The organism is Actinomyces sp. 432, from assembly GCF_009930875.1.
Classification (GTDB): Bacteria; Actinomycetota; Actinomycetes; order Actinomycetales; family Actinomycetaceae; genus Actinomyces.
On the sequence record NZ_CP025249.1, the window covers coordinates 1,404,156 to 1,421,809 of the forward strand.

At 71.3% G+C, this 17,654-nt stretch carries 11 protein-coding genes and 4 pseudogenes; all 15 read right to left on the reverse strand.

Going from position 1 to position 17,654, the window contains the following annotated elements; translation table 11 throughout:
• Positions 1-24: 24 nt before the first annotated feature.
• Positions 25-1,518 carry an RsmB/NOP family class I SAM-dependent RNA methyltransferase gene (locus tag CWT12_RS05750; RefSeq protein ID WP_237564334.1) on the reverse strand — a complete coding sequence of 498 codons (1,494 nt, stop codon included), beginning with the start codon at positions 1,516-1,518 and terminating at the stop codon, positions 25-27.
• Between the two features lie 8 nt (positions 1,519-1,526).
• Positions 1,527-2,480 (reverse strand): methionyl-tRNA formyltransferase, encoded by a 954-nt coding sequence (gene fmt / locus CWT12_RS05755; RefSeq protein ID WP_161924048.1) that lies wholly within the window; start codon positions 2,478-2,480, stop codon positions 1,527-1,529.
• 4 nt (positions 2,481-2,484) lie between these two features.
• Positions 2,485-3,147 (reverse strand): HAD family hydrolase, encoded by a 663-nt coding sequence (locus CWT12_RS05760; RefSeq protein WP_161924049.1) that lies wholly within the window; start codon positions 3,145-3,147, stop codon positions 2,485-2,487.
• Positions 3,148-3,179: 32 nt separating this feature from the next.
• Positions 3,180-5,260 (reverse strand): annotated as a pseudogene (locus tag CWT12_RS05765) (primosomal protein N').
• A 23-nt stretch (positions 5,261-5,283) separates the two neighbouring features.
• Complete coding sequence (metK, locus tag CWT12_RS05770) at positions 5,284-6,489, reverse strand: methionine adenosyltransferase (protein WP_161924050.1); 1,206 nt, start codon at positions 6,487-6,489, stop codon at positions 5,284-5,286.
• A 173-nt stretch (positions 6,490-6,662) separates the two neighbouring features.
• Positions 6,663-7,979: a bifunctional phosphopantothenoylcysteine decarboxylase/phosphopantothenate--cysteine ligase CoaBC gene (gene coaBC / locus CWT12_RS05775; protein WP_161924051.1), complete on the reverse strand. Its 1,317-nt coding sequence runs from the start codon at positions 7,977-7,979 to the stop codon at positions 6,663-6,665.
• 44 nt (positions 7,980-8,023) lie between these two features.
• Positions 8,024-8,431 carry a DNA-directed RNA polymerase subunit omega gene (gene rpoZ / locus CWT12_RS05780; protein ID WP_161924052.1) on the reverse strand — a complete coding sequence of 136 codons (408 nt, stop codon included), beginning with the start codon at positions 8,429-8,431 and terminating at the stop codon, positions 8,024-8,026.
• Positions 8,432-8,526: 95 nt separating this feature from the next.
• On the reverse strand, positions 8,527-9,102 hold the full coding sequence (gene gmk / locus CWT12_RS05785) for a guanylate kinase (RefSeq protein WP_161924053.1): 576 nt from the start codon (positions 9,100-9,102) through the stop codon (positions 8,527-8,529).
• 27 nt (positions 9,103-9,129) lie between these two features.
• Positions 9,130-9,474, reverse strand: a complete 345-nt coding sequence (gene mihF, locus CWT12_RS05790; protein WP_442862551.1) for an integration host factor, actinobacterial type — start codon at positions 9,472-9,474, stop codon at positions 9,130-9,132.
• Positions 9,475-9,536: 62 nt separating this feature from the next.
• Positions 9,537-10,427 carry an orotidine-5'-phosphate decarboxylase gene (gene pyrF, locus CWT12_RS05795; RefSeq protein ID WP_161924054.1) on the reverse strand — a complete coding sequence of 297 codons (891 nt, stop codon included), beginning with the start codon at positions 10,425-10,427 and terminating at the stop codon, positions 9,537-9,539.
• A pseudogene (gene carB, locus CWT12_RS05800) lies at positions 10,424-13,757 on the reverse strand (carbamoyl-phosphate synthase large subunit). The gene pyrF and the pseudogene carB overlap by 4 nt, the downstream one beginning before the upstream one ends.
• A gap of 47 nt (positions 13,758-13,804) precedes the next feature.
• A pseudogene (locus CWT12_RS05805) lies at positions 13,805-14,326 on the reverse strand (carbamoyl-phosphate synthase domain-containing protein); the annotation flags it as partial.
• A 53-nt stretch (positions 14,327-14,379) separates the two neighbouring features.
• Positions 14,380-15,716, reverse strand: a pseudogene (locus CWT12_RS05810) (dihydroorotase).
• Entirely contained in the window at positions 15,713-16,714 is a 1,002-nt protein-coding gene (locus CWT12_RS05815; RefSeq protein WP_161924056.1) for an aspartate carbamoyltransferase catalytic subunit, read from the reverse strand. The pseudogene CWT12_RS05810 and the gene CWT12_RS05815 overlap by 4 nt, the downstream one beginning before the upstream one ends.
• On the reverse strand, positions 16,711-17,301 hold the full coding sequence (gene pyrR / locus CWT12_RS05820; protein WP_161924057.1) for a bifunctional pyr operon transcriptional regulator/uracil phosphoribosyltransferase PyrR: 591 nt from the start codon (positions 17,299-17,301) through the stop codon (positions 16,711-16,713). The genes CWT12_RS05815 and pyrR overlap by 4 nt, the downstream gene beginning before the upstream one ends.
• Between the last annotated feature and the right edge of the window lie 353 nt (positions 17,302-17,654).

Consider the following 17,654-nt stretch of genomic DNA (forward strand, 5'->3'; position numbering starts at 1 on the left):
GGGCTCCTTGGCTCGCGGGACTAGTCATACGGTACGCCGCAGCAGGGCGCAGAACATGGCGTCGGCACCGTCCAGATGGGGCCAGGTCTGCAGTGCCTCCCGGTCGGCTGCTGCTGGGGCCTGCGGGGACACGGCCGCGGCCAGGCGGCCGGCGTGCAGTGGCTCCAGGGTGATACCGGAGCGGGCCACCTGCCTGGTCACGTCACGCACCACCAGGTTCGTCTCCAGTACGTGGGGCGTGCAGGTGACATAGGCGATTACGCCGCCCGGACGCACGGCCGCCGCAGCGCTGGCGAGCAGCTCGCGCTGCAGCTCGGCCAGCGCGGCCACATCCTGGGGCGTGCGCCGCCAGCGCGCCTCGGGACGGCGCCTGAGGGAGCCCAGTCCGGAGCAGGGCGCGTCCACCAGGACACGGTCGTAGGCGCCGGGCTCCTGCCGTCCGATGTTCCGCCCGTCGTCGGCCCGCACCTCCACGACGCCTTCGGGCAGGGCACGCACGGCCGCATCCACCAGCCGGGCGCGGTGGGCGGCAACCTCGTTGGCGACGAGCCTGGCACCGCGGCCGGCGGCCAGAGCCCCCAGCAGGGCGGCCTTGCCGCCGGGGCCGGCGCACAGGTCGAGCCAGCGCGCGTCGCTGCCCTCCAGCGGCGCCTCGGCCAGCATCAGCGCCACGAGCTGGCTGGCCTCGTCCTCAACGCCGGCGCGCGAGTCCCGCACCGCCTCTATGCGTCCGGGATCGCCGCCGGACAGGACCAGCGCGTAGGGGCTCAAGCGCCCGGGACGCGGCTCCTCCCCGGTGGCGGCGTGCACCTGCGCGGCGAGCTCATCCACGCCGATCAGCCCCGGCCTGGCGCACAGCGTGACCTGGGGGTCGGTGTTGTCTGCATCCAGCAGGGCCTCCAGCTCATCGCCCTGGTTAGGGCGCCCGTTCACCTTCAGGGCCTGGCGCATGGCCTTAACCACCCAGACGGGGTGCGAATGTGTGCGGGACAGGGCGGTGAGGGCGTCCGGGGCGTCGGCGCGCAGGCGGGCCAGCCACCCATCCAGGTCTTCCTCGCTGATGCGGCGCATCACGGCGTTGACGAAGCCCGCGGCGCCTGGGCCGGCACTGTACGCGGCCAGGTCGACCGTGGTGGATACGGCGGCATGAGTGGGCACGCGCATGCCCAGGAGCTGGTGCGTCCCTAGTCGGAGCGCGTCCAGCACAACCGCATCCACCCGCCCCAGGGGTCGGTCTATGCACATCCCGATAATCGCGTCATAACGGCCCTGGAGGCGCAGGGTCCCGTAGGTCAGGGCTGTGGCGAAGCCGGCGTCGCGTCCCTCGAGCCGAGCCTGGTCGAGAATCTCGGGCAGTACCAGGTTTGCGTAGGCGTCGTCCTCGCGCACCTTGGTAAGCGCGTGCAGGCAGGCCAGGCGAACCGGATCTACCGCGGGCCCGGTCGGCACGGGGGTCGTGCCTCGGCGAGTGCGCGGCCGATCCGCTGCCGATACGGAGCGGCGGTCCGGGCGGGTCATGTCATCTCTCATTCGTCGGCGTCCTGTGGTAGTTCTCCGAGCACGGTACCGGGTGCGGGGCGGGCGCCGCGGGCCCAGGCGTCGGCATCCATCCAGTTCCTCCCGGCAGGTGCGACCCGGCCCAGCCTGACCTGGCCGGCCCCGGTGCCCACGCGCACTTCCCGCTTAGTCACTTGCAGCGTTCCGGGGGCGAGCCCAGCGGCGTCGGGGATGGGGCTCACCGGTCCCAGGCGCATGCGGGCGCCCCGGTAGCTGGTGTGGGCGCCCGGCGCCGGGGTTACGCCCCGGATCAGGCGGTCAATGGCGGCGGCACTGTCATTCCAGTCGACGCGCCCGTCGGCCGGCGTCAGCACCGGGGCGTAAGTGGCGGCGTCACCGTCCTGCGGCTCGGGGCTCACGGTGCCGGCCTCCAGGCCGGCCAGGACCTCACGCAAAAGCGGCGCCCCGGCGTCGGCGAGGCGTTCAAGCAGGGCGCCTGCGGTGTCATCGGGCCGGATCGCCTCGGTTATGCGCGCGTACACCGGGCCGGTGTCCAAACCCTCCTCAAGGCGGAACACGCTGGCTCCCGTGATGTGGTCCCCGGCGATCAGGGCGCGCTGCACCGGGGCGGCACCGCGCCAGGCCGGAAGCAGGGAGAAGTGCAGGTTGATCCATCCGTGCACGGGCACATCCAGCAGCGCGGCGGGCACGATCCGGCCGTAGGCGACCACCACGGCAACGTCCGCCCGCAGGCCGCGCACCCATGCCTGCGTGTCCTGGTCGCGCAAGGTGGCGGGGGTGCGCACCTCCAGGCCTGCCTCCCGGGCGGCTGCGGCCACTGGCGAGGGATGCAGGGTGCGCCCACGCCCCCGGGGGGCGTCGGCGCGAGTGAGCACCCCGACTACCTCATGCTCGGGTGCCTGGGTCAGTGCCCGCAGCGCGGGCAGGGCTGTTTGTGGGGTTCCGGCGAACAGAACGCGCATGGGGTCAGTCTAGGGGCGCCGGCAGCAGGCCCTGCTCAATCAGGACGGCGCGCAGCGTGCCGGCTCCGGTGAAGCGGTGGGCGCGCATGCCCACCGCCCGTGCTCCCTGCACGTTGGCTGCGGAGTCATCGACCAACAGGGTACGTTCCGCGGTCAGCCCATAGCGGTCCAGCAGCAGGTGGTAGATGGCGGGATCGGGCTTGACCAGGTGCTCGCGCCCGGACACGACGACGCCGTGGAAGCGGTCCAGCAGGGGTGACAGGTGCCGGGTGGCATCGAACAGCACGTCGTTGAAGTTGGTCAGTGCGTACAGGGGCACCTCGGCCCTGAGCAGGTCCTCGATGACGGCGGCCGTACCGGGCACCGGGCCGGTCTTGGTGTCGCTGAAGTGGTCCCAGTAGGTGCGCAGCATCCGGGGCCACTCGGGACGACCGGGGCGAGTGGCGCAAAGCTGGTCCAGGACCTGCTCCAGGGGCGCGCCGGCGTCCAGCAGGGTGTTCCAGCGCGCAAACTCCCCCGTGTCCACGAACTCCCGCCAGTCGCGCAGGGGCACCCGCCCGGCTACCGCTCCGACGGCGTCCCAGGTGTAGATGACGTTGCCGTAGTCGAAGACGACGACGTCTATGCCGCTGCCAGGGGCGCCGACGGGGATCGTGTGGACGGACATGGCAGGAGCCTCCCACAGTGCGCCGGCAGCTGCTACCACAAAACGGTCGGGTCGAGCTCGACGCGGACGGGATCCTCCCGCCGTACCGACGCCTCCCGCACCTGCAGTCGCAGGAACTCGGCCAATTCGCGCCCCCGCAGCAGGGGCGTGCGGATGAGGCCCCGCGTGGCCTCCGGCTCCGGCTGCGCCTCCGGGGCGCCGGGACCGCCCGCAGCACGGGCGGGGACCGCGACGGGCCCCAGCACCTCAAAACCAGCCGCCCGCGCCCGTTCGAAGATTCCCTCCAGGCGGGAACGCGGGCCGTCCACGCGGGCGGCGCGCCAGCCCGGCGGCAGGTGCAGCTGGGCCCGCTCCTCCAGCTCGCGCCGGGCGAACCCCGCATGGTCCCACCGCACCAGTGCCTGTGCCACCACCGGATGGGGGCGGCCCAGGACCATTACCCGCGCCTGCGGATCCGCCAGTACAACGGCATTCGTCCAGTGCCGCAGGGCCTGGCTGGAGGCACCCAGCTCGGCGCGGGCGGACAGCGCCGCCCCGTCCAGCAGCAGCACTGCCCGGTAGCCGCCCTCGGCCACCGGCTCCGCCCCCGGGGTGGCGATCACCAAGCGCGGGCGGGCGTCTACCGTGGCGATCACCCCATGGTCCTCACGTGCGCCGGAGGTCACGACGGGGGTGCCCGGGAAGGCCCGGCCCAGCTCCTCCGCGGTGCGGGTGGTACCTACCTGCACCATGCGTAAACGCCGGCTGCCGCACGTGGGGCAGCGCCAGTTCGCGGCCGTGCGTGCGCACCAGCGGCAGGTGATCGTCCCGTCCCGGCCCATGGCCAGCGGTCCGGAGCAGTAGCCACAGCGGGCTACCTCCCGGCAGCGGGAGCAGGCCACCAGCGGTGCGTATCCCCGCGTGGCACCTGTACCAGCACCGGACCGTGCGCCAGGGCCGCACGTACAGCCCGGTGGGCCAGGGAAGGGATGCGGGCGCCGCCGGAGGGGCCCTCCGCCTCAAGCTCGGGGGCGCCGGGCACCTGCACGCGCGCTACGGCGGCGCGCACCGTCTCCCGGCGGGCGTGAAGATCAACTGCCCAGCCCTGCTCCACATAGGCCTGGGCCTCAACCGAGCGCGTATACCCGCCGATCAGCAATCCGGCTCCGGCCGAGCCGCTACGCAGCGCCAGCACGGTGCGGGCATGGACGTAGGGGGCGTGTAGCTCATCGAGCCGGTCATCGCCGTCGTCCCAGATGACTGCCAGGCCCAGATTGCTAACCGGGGCGAAGGCGGCCGCGCGGGTCCCAACGACTACGCGGGCCCTCCCGCTGAGCGCGCGCAAGAATGCCCGGTAGCGCCGAGAGGGGCCATGCTCAGCGGACAGGACCGCTACGCTCTCTCCCGCCAGGGCGGAGCTCAAGTCCGCGGCCACGGACTCGGCGCGCTGCGTCGTGGCGAGGAGCACCAGTACGCCGCGCCCGCTGGCCAGCGTGGCCCGGGCGGCGTCGGCGAGCAGAGTGGTCCAGTGCGCCACCTGCCCGCGGCGACCGGGAAGAGCGGTCCAGACGGCGCGTGGGGCGCGGCCGGCGCCGAGCTCCCGCAGGAAGTCGGGACCGCCGTCGTAGACCGCCCAGGCATCGGTGGACGGCGGCGACCACTGCGGCAGCTGCGGAGTCGGCCGCTCACGCTCCTCGCGCTCGGTGGTGGCGTGCCGGGCCGGGACGGCCAGCCGGACGACATCGGAGCGCACCCCGGCGCTACGTGCCGCCACCAGTTCAATCAGTCGCATCGTCTCGGTGGTCAGCACCGGCAGGTCGGAGACGACCCGGCGGATGGCGGCTAGCCTGCCGGGGTGGGTGGTGGTGCCTGCACGCTCCCAGATCCAGCCGTGCATGTCCTGCCCACCGAAGCGGACGACCACGCGTGTGCCCACGCCTGCGGCGACGTCGAGCTCGGGCGGCACCAGGTAGTCGAATAGCCGGTCCAGGTGGGGCACGGCGGTCTCCAGCAGCACGCGCGCCACGGGCAGCCTCACTCCCGCGGCCGTCACGCGGCGCACCGCAGTCGCCGGGGCGTCCAGGAGCGAGCCCTGCTGCGCCTGCGCGCCGGGTACGCCAACGCCCGGGACCACGACCGCTCCCCCGCCTGAAGTCCTCAGCAGGCGGCGCGTAGAGCCGCGGCCCGGTCGGTGCTCTCCCAGGTGAACCCCGCACGGCCGAAGTGACCGTATGCGCTGGTGCTCCGGTAGATCGGCCGCAGCAGGTCCAGATCGCGCACGATCGCGGCCGGCCGTAGGTCGAATACCTCCTCGATGGCGGTGGTGATCCGCTCCACGGGCACCTGCTCGGTGCCGAAGGTCTCCACGTACAGTCCCACGGGGCGCGCGGATCCGATCGCGTAGGCAATCTGTACCTCGCAACGGTCTGCCAGTCCCGCGGCGACCACGTTCTTCGCGACCCACCGCATGGCGTAGGCGCCGGAGCGGTCCACCTTGGAGGGATCCTTGCCGGAGAAGGCGCCCCCGCCGTGACGGGCCATGCCCCCGTAGGTGTCCACGATGACCTTGCGACCGGTCAGGCCGGCGTCACCGGCGGGTCCGCCGATCACGAACTGGCCGGAGGGATTGACCAGGACCTCGGCGTCGGCGGTGGCAAGCCTCAGGCCCTTGTCCTCCTCGGCGTCCAGCACGGGGCGGATCACCTCCTGGGTAACCGCGTCTGTCAGCCAGGCCCGGCTACGGTCCGGATCGTGCTGGGTGGACACCACGACTCCTCCCAGCGAAACCGGGGTGGCACCGTCGTAGCCGATGGTGACCTGGGTCTTACCGTCCGGCCGCAGTCCGTCAATGATGCCCCGCTTGCGCACGTACGCCAGGCGTTCCGCCAACCGGTGAGCCAAGTGAATCGGCAGCGGCATGAGCTCGGTGGTGTCCGTGCAGGCGTAGCCGAACATCAGCCCCTGATCGCCGGCTCCCTGGAAGTCCAGGGGGTCCAGGTCCGCGGCGTCGCCGCGCACCTGCAGGGCCTTGTCCACGCCTGCGGCGATGTCGGGTGACTGCTGGCCGATTGAGATCGACACGCCGCAGGAGGCGCCGTCGAAGCAAACCTCGGAGGAGGTGTAGCCGATGGAGACGATCTCGCTGCGGACGATGTCGGGGATCTCCACATAGGCGCTCGTGCTCACCTCGCCGGCGACGTGCACGAGCCCGGTGGTGGCCATGGTCTCCACAGCAACATGCGCGGCCGGGTCCTGGGCTAGGATCGCGTCCAGGATCGCGTCCGAGACGCGGTCGCAGATCTTGTCCGGGTGCCCCTCGGTGACGGACTCGGAGGTGAACATGCGGAGGGAGTTGGATGCCATAAGCGGTGTGGTCCTTGCTAGTTGGTGGGTGCGTGGTCGCGGGGTGGATGATCGAGTGATCGGATATTCGGAGTTGCCTCCTTCGCCCCACCAGAGAGGCTGAGGATACCAGTGGCAGCAGGCACCGCTCTCACCGCCCCGGACGGCGCCCCGCCGACCGGGGTCGAGCGCTGTCAGCGCCCCAGGCGCACCGCGATCATCTCCATTAGCACCGTGGCAACCTCCTGCTTCGAGCCGCTGGCACGGCCGACTTCCCGGCCGGCGGCATCGAGGACCACAACGGTGTTGGGGACGTCACCAAAACCCGTGTGCGTGCCGACGGCGTTGACGGCCAGCAGGTCGGCGCCCTTGCGGCGCGCCTTGGCGGCGCCGTGGTCCAGCACGTCGCCCTCGGCGTCACCGGTCTCCGCGGCAAACCCGACCACGACGGTGGGTGCGCCGTCACGGCGCGGTGGATCCGTTACCAGCTCGGCCAGCACGTCGGGATTCTCCACCAGCGCGATTGTCGGGACGCTGGGCGCGGCCTCCTGCTCCGGCGCGGCCGACACCGCGAGCGGGTGCTTCTTGAGCTTGGCTCCGGCCACGGCTGCGGGGCGGAAGTCGGCCACCGCGGCGGCCATCACCACCGCGTCGGCATCCGCTGCGGCGGCGCGCACCGCATCACGCAGTTCCAGGGCGGTAGTTACGGGGACTACCTCTACCTGTGCCGGCAGCGCCGCCAGTACCTGCGAGTCAACGTGTGCGGACACCAGGGTCACGCGTGCACCGCGGGCCGCAGCGGCGCACGCGACGGCGGCTCCCTGGCGCCCCGAAGAGCGATTGCCCAGGTAGCGCACAGGATCCAGAGGCTCACGGGTTCCGCCTGCGGAGACGACCACGTGCCGGCCGACCAGGTCGGGTTGTGCACGGGTGTGCGCGGTGTCCAGCACGGCCAGGGCGCGGGACACGATGACCTCCGGCGCGGGCAGGCGCCCCGCCCCGTAACCGGAGCCGGTCAGCGGCCCACTGTCAGGGTCTATCACGGTTACGCCGCGGCGGCGCAGCGTCGCCACATTCTCGCGGGTGGCCGGGTGGTTCCACATCTGCGTGTGCATCGCCGGGGCCATCACCACCGGCGCGGTGGTGGTCAGCAGGGTAGCGGTGAGCAGGTCGTCCGCGCGGCCCGCGGCCGCCCGGGCGAGAAGGTCGGCCGAGGCCGGCGCCACCACAACCAGTTCAGCCCACTCCCCCGTCTCCACGTGCGCCACTGCGGCCGGGTCCTCAAAGACACCGGCCTGCACCGGGGATCCGGTCACGGCGGACAGTGCCGGCGCGCCAATGAAGCGCAGCGCTGCCGCCGTGGGCACGGTGCGCACCTCGTGCCCGGCAGCGCGCAGCAGCCGAATCACCGAGGGCGCCTTGTATGCGGAGATGGATCCGGATATCCCCACGACGACGCGCAGTGCCCGAGGCGCGCGGGCGCCTCGGGCACTGGGGAGTTCTGCGTTCATGGCAGGTACGGCTGGCCGACTAGTGGTCCTGGAGCAGACTGCCCTCAGAACTGGATGTCATCCAGGCCGGTGGCGGAGCCGGTCTCCTCCTGGCCGCCGAGATCCAGCGGGGTGTCCAGGGAGATGTCGGAGAACATATCGGCCTCGGCGGCGCGGCGGGCCTCCTCTGCCTCGGCACGGCGGGCGCGGGCCTCGTCCCCGGGAATGACCTGGAGCTTGCCCGCGGCGACCTCGCGCAGTGCGACGCTCAGGGCCTTCTCCTCGGTCTCCGCCTCTACCAACGGCCCGAAGTACTCGAACTGGTTGTCCTCCAGCTGCTGGGTGTAGCTATTGATCTGCCGGGCACGCTTGGCGGCCTCCACCACCAGCCCGTACTTGGAGTCGACCTTCTCCAGCAGGTCGTCAATGGGAGGGTTGGTGATACCCTCGGGGTCAGCGGAGGTTCCGAGCATGTGCTTGTCTCCCAATGTGATTGCTACCTGATTGTGGTCCCGGTATGTGCGGGCGCGGCCGCGGTTACAGGCTACCGCACCGCGAGCACCCGATTTTAGCCGCTCAACCCGAGCGCGTCTTCTAGCTCGTCCGTGGCACGTGCCACGGAGTCGTTGATGATGGTGCGGTCGAACTCGCCCGCTGCCTGTAGCTCGACCCGTGCAGTGGCCAGGCGGCGATCCTGCTCCTGCTCCGACTCAGTGCCACGCCCGAGCAGGCGGGACACGAGCTCCTCCCAGCTCGGCGGCGCGATGAACACCAGCTGGGCCTCGGGCATGGCGGCGCGCACCTGGCGTGCACCGGCCAGGTCGATCTCAAGCAGCGCCGGGCGGCCTGCATCCAGCTGCTCCTGCACCGGACCCCGGGGGGTGCCGTAGCGGTGAGTACCGTGCACCTGCGCCCATTCCAGCATGTCCCCGCGCTCGATCAGGCGGTCGAACTCCGCGTCCGATACGAAGTGATAGTGAATGCCGTCGCGCTCGCCGGGCCTGGGCGCGCGCGTCGTCGCTGAGACGGACACGAACAGGTCGGGGTGGCGGCGGCGTAGCTCGGCGACGAGCGTGCCCTTCCCCACGGCGGTCGGCCCGGCTATCACGGTGAGTCGGGCGGGAGGCACCTGGGCTGCGGTCATACCCCCATCATGCCCCGTGCGCCGGTGTCAGCCGAAACGGCGCACAAGCTCGGCACGCTGGCGGCTACCCAGGCCCCGCACCCGCCGGCTCGCGGCAATACCGAGCTCCTGCAGCAGTGCCTGTGCTCCCACGGTGCCCACGCGCGGCAGCGAGCGCAGTAGGTCCAGCGCCCGCATCTTGGCCAGGGCCTCATCATTCTGCGCCGCCTCGAACAGGGCGGAAACAGTCAGGGTGCCGCGTTTGAGCTCGGCCTTCGCCCGGGCGCGGCGGTCTCGGGCCGCGGCCGCCTTGTAAAGCGCAGCCGCACGCTGCCCGGGAGTCAGTTCGGGGATCACCATGTTTCCTCCATCGGCAGTCGGGACTTCTGCCACATGGTCAGGTTATGCCCGGGCGCCGTCACGGCGCACGTCCCGCGTGGCGCCTCGGGCCGGCGTCAGGCACGCAGTGCTGCCCCGGCCTCGGCGACGGCGCTGTCGGCGGCCTGCCGCAGGGCCTCGCGATCGGGGCCGGCTCCCAGCACGCCGCGGGATGTGGACGCCAGCACATTGCGGCGTGCAGCTCCGAACACGGCCCGCAGCTCGGCGGCACCGCCTCCCTGCGCCCCCACACCGGGGGCCAGCAGCGGCCCGCCCGCGGCCAGCAGGTCCAGGTCCAGCTCGCGCACGGCGTCGCCAACGGTGGCGCCTACCACCAGGCCCACGCTGCCGAGCTCACCGGCGGCGCGGGCGGCAGCATTGGAGGCGGTGGCCCCGGCCACCACCTCGGCGGCCACGGCCCGTCCCGCCGGTCCACGCGCATGCTGCACGGCGGCTCCCTCCGGGTTGGAGGTCAGCGCCAGGACGAACACGCCCCGTCCGGCGTCGGCCGCCAGGTCCAGCGCCGGACGCAGTGAGCCGTATCCTAGGTAGGGGGAGACGGTAATGGCGTCCGCGGCCAGGGGCGCGCCGTCTGCCAGATAGGCCTGGGCGTAGCCGGACATGGTGGAGCCGATATCACCCCGCTTGACGTCGAGGACGCAGAGCGTGCCCGTCTGCCGCAGAGCGGCCAGCGTCTCCTCCAGCACGCCGATGCCTGCCGCTCCGTGCCTTTCGAAGAACGCCGACTGCGGCTTGACCGCCGCCACCCGCCCGCCGAGCGCGTCAACGACCCGCAGGGAGAAGTCCCGCAGCCCGGCGGGCGTGTCGGGCAGGCCCCAGTCGCGCAGCAGGGAGGCGTGCGGGTCAATACCCACGCACAGCGGTCCGTGATCGTCCATGGCGGCGGACAGCCGGGCGCCGAAGGAGGACTCCACGGGGCGACCGTTCCGGGCCGGGGTCGTGCTCATGCGCGGGTCCCCCCGGCGTGGGCGCGGTCGCGCCGGGAGTGCCTGTCGGCATCGTGCTGCTGCAGGCTGCGCACCCCCATCGGGCCCGCGAGCTTGGCCTCCAGCGCCTGCACCGCCGCCTGCAGCTCCTGCACGGTGGTGATGATGGGCTTGTCGGCGCTGGTGGTGGCGGCACGGATGGAGTACCCGTCGGCGCGGGCGCCCTGCCCCTTGGGGTGTTTATCACCATGTCGATGGCGCCGGACTCGATCAGGCCGACGATGGTCTGCTCGCCGTGGGCGCCCTGGCCCTCGCTGACCTTGCGGACCGGGGTTGCCGGGATGCCGTTGCGACGCAGTACCTGGGCGGTGCCGGCGGTGGCATAGATGGTGAATCCGAGCTCGGCCAGTCGGGCGACGGGCAGCACGATGGCGCGCTTGTCCCGGTCAGCCACGGACACGAACAGGGCGCCCTCACCGGGTAGGCCGCCGTAGGCGCCGTCCTGCGACTTGGAGAAGGCCCGCGGGAAGTCGACGTCAAAGCCCATGACCTCACCGGTGGAGCGCATCTCCGGGCCCAGCACCGTGTCCACCACCCGGCCCGACGGGGTGCGGAACCGCTTGAACGGCAGGACCGCCTCCTTCACCGCAATGGGGTCCAGCGGGTCGGTTACGGCGGCATCGGCGTCGGGCAGGTGACCGGCGGCCTTGAGGTCGGCGATGGTCTGGCCTGCCATGAGCAGGGCGGCGGCCTTGGCCAGCTGCACGCCGGTCGCCTTGGAAACGAAGGGCACAGTCCGGGAGGCGCGCGGGTTGGCCTCAATCACGTACAGCGTGTCGGATACCAGCGCGTACTGGATGTTGATCAGTCCGCGCACCCCCACCCCGGCGGCAATGGCCTCGGTGGAGCGGCGGATGCGGGCGATCTCCGTGTCGGACAGGGACATGGGGGGCAGTACGCAGGCGGAGTCGCCGGAGTGGATGCCGGCCTCCTCGATGTGCTCCATCACGCCGCCGAGGAACAGCTCCGTGCCGTCGTAGAGGGCGTCGACGTCGATCTCGATGGCGTCGTCGAGGAAGCGGTCGATCAGCAGGGGCCGTTGGCATAGGCGCCGCCGGCCTCCGCGGAGGCGCGGGAGAGGTAGTCGACCAGGCCGTCGCGGTCGTAGACGATCTCCATGCCGCGCCCACCGAGCACATAGCTGGGGCGCACCAGCACCGGGAAACCGATCTGCGCGGCCACGGCCAGGGTCTGCTCGTCGCTCAGGGCCGTCCCGTGGGCGGGGGCCGGCAGCCCGGCGCGCTCCAGTACGACGCCGAACACCTGCCGGTCCTCGGCGGCGTCGATCGCCTCCGGGGTGGTGCCCAGGATGGGCACGCCCGCAGCCTTGAGCCGGGCCGCTAGGGACAGGGGCGTCTGCCCGCCGAGCTGGACGATCATGCCGGCCACTGGTCCGGCCGCCAGCTCCGCCTCGTAGACCTCCATGACGTCCTCGAAGGTCAGCGGCTCGAAGTACAGCCGGTCGGAGATGTCGTAGTCGGTGGACACGGTCTCCGGGTTGCAGTTGACCATTACCGTGTCGTAGCGCTCGGACAGGGCCATGGTGGCGTGCACGCAGGAGTAGTCGAACTCAATGCCCTGGCCGATCCGGTTGGGGCCGGCGCCCAGGATGATGACGGCCTCCCGCTGGCGCGGCGCCACCTCTGTCTCCTCCTCGTAGGCGGAGTACAGGTAAGGGGTGGTGGTGGCGAACTCGGCGGCGCAGGTGTCCACCGTCTTGTAGACCGGTCGCAGGCCGAAGGCGTGGCGAACTTCGCGCACCGTGTCCTCCCCGATGCCGCGCAGGGACGCGATCTGGGCGTCGGAGAAGCCATGCCGCTTGGCGCGCTGAAGCAGCTCGGCGGTCAGCGCCGGGGCCGTGCGCGTCTCCTCGGCGACTTCCTGGAGCAGGAACATCTGGTCCAGGAACCACGAGTCGATCGCGGTGGCGTCGAAGAGCTGCTCCGGGGTGGCGCCGCCGCGGATGGCCTGCTGCAGGTCTACCAGCCGGTGCTCGGTGGGGGTGCGCAGTGACTCGATGAGCCCGGGCAGCTCTTCCGGCGTGGGGGCCGGACCGTCCCAGTGGAACACGGAGCCGGGCTTGTCGATCGAGCGCATAGCCTTTTGCAGGGCCTCGGTGTAGCAGCGGCCCAGGGCCATGGCCTCCCCGACCGACTTCATGGTTGTGGTCAGGGTCGGGTCGGCGCCGCGGAACTTCTCAAAGGCGAAGCGCGGGACCTTGACCACCACGTAGTCCACCGCGGGCTCCAGGGATGCGGGGGTGGAGCCGGTGATGTCGTTGGGGATCTCGTCCAGCGTGTAGCCGATGGCCAGGCGGGCGGCGATCTTGGCGATGGGGAAGCCGGTGGCCTTGGATGCCAGTGCCGAGGACCGGGACACGCGGGGGTTCATCTCGATGACGATCACGCGGCCGGTCTCCGGGTGCACGGCGAACTGAATGTTGCAGCCGCCGGTGTCCACACCCACCTCACGGATGACGGCGACGGCAACATCCCGCAGCCGCTGCAGCTCCCGGTCGGTGAGGGTCAGGGCCGGGGCGATGGTGATTGAGTCCCCGGTGTGCACGCCCACCGGGTCGACGTTCTCAATGGAGCAGACCAGCACACAGTTGTCGGCGCGGTCGCGCATGACTTCAAGCTCGATCTCCTTCCAGCCCAGGATCGACTCCTCCAGCAGCACCTCGGTGGTGCGCGAGTCGGACAGGCCCTGGCCCGCAATACGCTCCAGGTCCTCGGCGTTGTAGGCGAAGCCGGAGCCAAGGCCGCCCATGGTGAAGGACGGGCGCACCACCACGGGGTAGCCGCCCAGCGCCTCCACCCCGGCATGGCACTCGTCCATGGTGTGGGCGATCACGCTGCGCGCTACCTCCGCGCCGCAGCGCTCAACCACGCGCTTGAACTCCTCCCGGTCCTCGCCGGCGTTGATGGCTTCTGCCCGTACCCCGATCAGCTCCACGCCGTACTTGTCCAGGACCCCAGACTCCACCAGGCTCATGGCGGTGTTCAGGGCGGTCTGCCCGCCCAGGTTCGGCAGGAGGGCGTCGGGGCGCTCCTTGGCGATGATCGCCTCAACGACCTCGGGAGTGATGGGCTCTACGTAGGTGGCATCGGCCATGTCCGGGTCGGTCATGATCGTCGCCGGGTTGGAGTTGACCAGGATGACGCGGATGCCCTCGGCACGCAGCACTCTGCAGGCCTGGGTGCCGGAGTAGTCGAATTCGCAGGCCTGGCCGATGACGATCGGGCCTGAGCCGATGACCAGGACGGAGGAAATATCGGTACGGCGGGGCATCAGGCGTTCTCCTGGGGGGTGCTCGGAATCGTGGTGTCTGCGGGGGCGGCGGAGGCACTGCGCATGGTGCGCAAGCAGGACTCGATAGCCGCCTCGGTGGGCGCGTAGCCGGGGTACTCGGCGACGCCGTCGGGCAGGGCGTCCCCGGAGAAGATCGCGGCGCGCATCGTGCCGTGGTCCCGCAGGTGGCGGGTCAGGGCGCGGGTGTCCACTTCGCAGATGCCGACGATGCCCTGGGCGACCAGCTCCGCCTCGAGCTCGCGGCGGGCCCGCCAGGAGGAGGCGCGCCGGGACGGGTCGCGCACCACTATTCCGGCTACGCAGAACCGGTCGGACTTGCCGTCCTCATCATTGACTCCGGTGTTGCCGATGTGGGGGGAGGTCATTACTACGATCTGCTGACCGTAGTCGGGATCGGTCAGGACCTCCTGGTAGCCGGTCATGCCGGTGTTGAAGACGATCCGGGCGGTCGTCGAGCCGGTCGCGCCGTATGAGCGACCCGTCAGCGCGTAGCCGTCCTCCAGGACCAGCAGCGCCGTCGTGCGCTCGATCGGCGCGGAGGCGGGCAGGGCGGGGCTGGTGAAGCCGCCGTACGCGGCCACGGGTGTTGGGCTTAGGGCACTCATGCGTTCTCCTTCTGTTCGGTCGCCTCTGGGTTCCGCGCTACCGGCTCGCCATCCAGGACGGTGGGACGGCCATGGAGGAATGTGGCCATGACCCGCCCGGGCAGCTCCATGCCGGCGTAGGGGGTGTTACTGGAACGGGTCCACTGGGCGTCCGGGTCCACCACGCGGCGGACCTCGGGGTCGACCACCGTCAGGTTGGCGCTCTCGCCCACGGCCAGCGGTCGGCCCTGATCGCTCAGCCGACCGATGCGGGCCGGAGCCTCGGACAGGACACGGGCGACGTCCCGCCAGCTCATGCGTCCGGGCTCGACCATGGTGGCGATGATGATCGGCAGGGCGGTCTCCAAGCCGGTCATACCGAAGGCGCCGGCCTGCCACTCGCAGTCCTTGGACTCACGCGGGTGGGGGGCGTGGTCGGTACCGACCACGTCGATGGTGCCATCGGCCAGCGCCGCCCGGACCGCCTCCACATCCTTGGCGGTACGCAGAGGCGGGTTCACCTTGTACAGCGGCGAGTAGGTGCGGGCCTTCTCATCGGTGAGCAGCAGGTGGTGGGGGTCGCCTCGGCCGTGACGTCGATGCCGCGGTCCTTGGCCCAGCGGATGATCTCCACGCTGCCGGCGGTGGACAGGTGGCACACGTGCAGGCGGCTTCCGACATGCCCCGCCAGCAGGACGTCGCGGGCGATGATCGACTCCTCGGCGACGGCGGGCCAGCCCGCCAGGCCGAGCTCGGCCGAGACGCGGCCCTCATGCATCTGGGAGCCCTCGGTGAGCCGGGGGTCCTGGGAGTGCTGGGCGATCACGCCGTCGAAGGACTTGGCGTACTCCAGGGCACGGCGCATGAGCACCGGGTCGGACACGCACTTGCCGTCGTCGGAGAAGACGCGCACCTGAGCGGCGGAGTGCGCCATGGCACCCATCTGGGACAGGTGCTCGCCCTTAAGCCCTTCGGAGACAGCCCCGACGGGGTGGACGTCCACCCAGCCGGCCTCGTTGCCCAGGCGCAGCACCTGCTCGACGACGCCGGCGTTGTCCTGCACGGGGGTGGTGTTGGCCATGGCGAACACGGCGGTGTAGCCGCCGACGGCGGCAGCGCGGGTGCCGGTGTAGACGGTTTCTGCGCTCTCGCCACCGGGCTGGCGCAGGTGCGTGTGAATGTCAACGAGCCCGGGCAGGAGCACCAGGCCGGCCAGGTCGTCGTGGCGGACGACGTCGGCGGGGGCCTGGGCGGCGGCGTCGGGGCCGATGGCGGCGATCGTATCGTCGATGATGAGGACGTCGGTGGCGTCCTCGCCGTAGGGGCGGACCCCGGGCAGGAGATGGGCGGTCACAGCTGGTTCCCTTCGTCGGCGAGGAGCAGGTACAGGGCGGCCATGCGTACGGAGACGCCGTTGCCCACCTGCTCGACCACGCGGGAGCGCGGGTCGTCGGCGGCGTCGGCGGTGATCTCCAGGCCACGGTTCATGGGGCCGGGGTGCATGACGATCGCGTGCTCGGGCATGGCGGCGCGGCGTGCGGCGCCGAGGCCATAGCCGCGGGCGTACTCCCCCGGACTGGGGAAGAACCCGCCGCCGGCGGCGCTCATGCGCTCGCGCTGCACGCGCAGCATCATCACGGCGTCGGGCTCGACGGCGGCGATGGCGGCGTCGAAGTCATAGGACACGTCGCAGGGCCAGTCCTCCATGCCCACCGGCAGCAGGGTGGGTGGGGCGACCAGAGTGACGTGGGCACCCAGAGTGGTGAGCAGGTCGACGTTGGAGCGGGCCACCCGTGAGTGCAGCACGTCGCCGACGATGATGACGCGGGCGCCGTCCAGGTCACGGCCCTGGGGCGCCGGGCTGCCGTCTCCGGCGCGCGTGGCCCCGGTGGGGCCGCCGGGCGTATACCAGCGGCGCAGGGTCATGGCGTCTAGGAGCGCCTGGGTGGGGTGCTGGTGGGTGCCGTCGCCGGCGTTGAGCACGGGCACGTTGATCCAGCCGGCGTGTGCGAGCAGGTGGGCGGCGCCGCAGGCGGAGTGGCGCACCACGACGGCGTCGGCGCCCATGGCCATGATGGTCTGGGCGGTGTCCTTCAGCGACTCCCCCTTGGACACGGAGGAGCCCTTGGCGGAGAAGTTGATGACGTCGGCGCTCAGCCGCTTGGCGGCGGCCTCGAAGGACAGCCGCGTGCGGGTGGAGTCCTCAAAGAAGAGGTTCACCACGGTCTTGCCGCGCAGGGTGGGGAGTTTCTTGACGGCGTGGCGTTGGGTGGCGGCCATGGCCTCGGCGGTGTCGAGGATCATCACGGCCTCGTCGTGGGACAGGTCCTTGGCGGACAGCAGGTGCTTCATCGGGCAGCCTCCTGGGTCGCGGCGTCGACGATGGTGACGGCGTCGCCGTCGGCGCCGAGCTCGGTCAGGGAAACAACCACCTTCTCGTTGCGGGAGGTGGGTAGGTTCTTGCCCACGTAGTCGGCCCGGATGGGCAGCTCGCGGTGGCCGCGGTCCACCAGCACGGCCAGCTGCACGGCGTCGGCGCGGCCGATGGCTCCCAGGGCGTCCAGGGCGGCGCGGATGGTGCGGCCGGAGAAGAGCACGTCGTCGACGAGGATCACGGTGCGGCCCTCGAGGCTCTCCCCCGGGATGCGGGTGGGCTGGGGCACGCGGATCGGGTGGCGGCCGAGGTCGTCGCGGTACATGGTGATGTCCAGGGTGCCGACCGGCGGGGCGCCGGCGGGGTCGCCGGACTCCTTGGCGGCGACCTCTAGGGCGGCGGCCAGGCGCCGCGCCAGTGGGACTCCTCCGGAGGGGATGCCTAGAAGCACCAAATTGCTGCTGCCGTGGTTTCGCTCCAGGATCTCGTGGGCGATGCGGACGAGGGATCGCTGAATCTCGGCTGCGCCGAGGATCTGCTTCCCGGTGGACTGTGCTGCGGCCACGGTGCGTGGACCTCCTTCTCCGCCTCACTGGACGGGCTTCAAGGATGTCGTTCGGGGCGATGTTAGCGCAGCGGCTCGGCGAGTGCGGGAGGTGTCCGCCCGGTGAACGTCGGCCGCCGGGCACTCGCCGGGCGACCGCCGACCCCTGACGAGCGCCCTCTTAGCCAGTCCCCCATCAGCTGCGCCGGATGTCCCCTGCGCACAGGCCCGGAGTCCCGCATACGGCATCACACCGCCGACCACGCCCCATGCACGTGCGGCCGGTTCATCATCAACTCGCTGTCACAATTGATGACAAACGGGGCCTCTAGGCATCTGCCGTATATCGATGATCGTTGGTACCGCGCCATTTT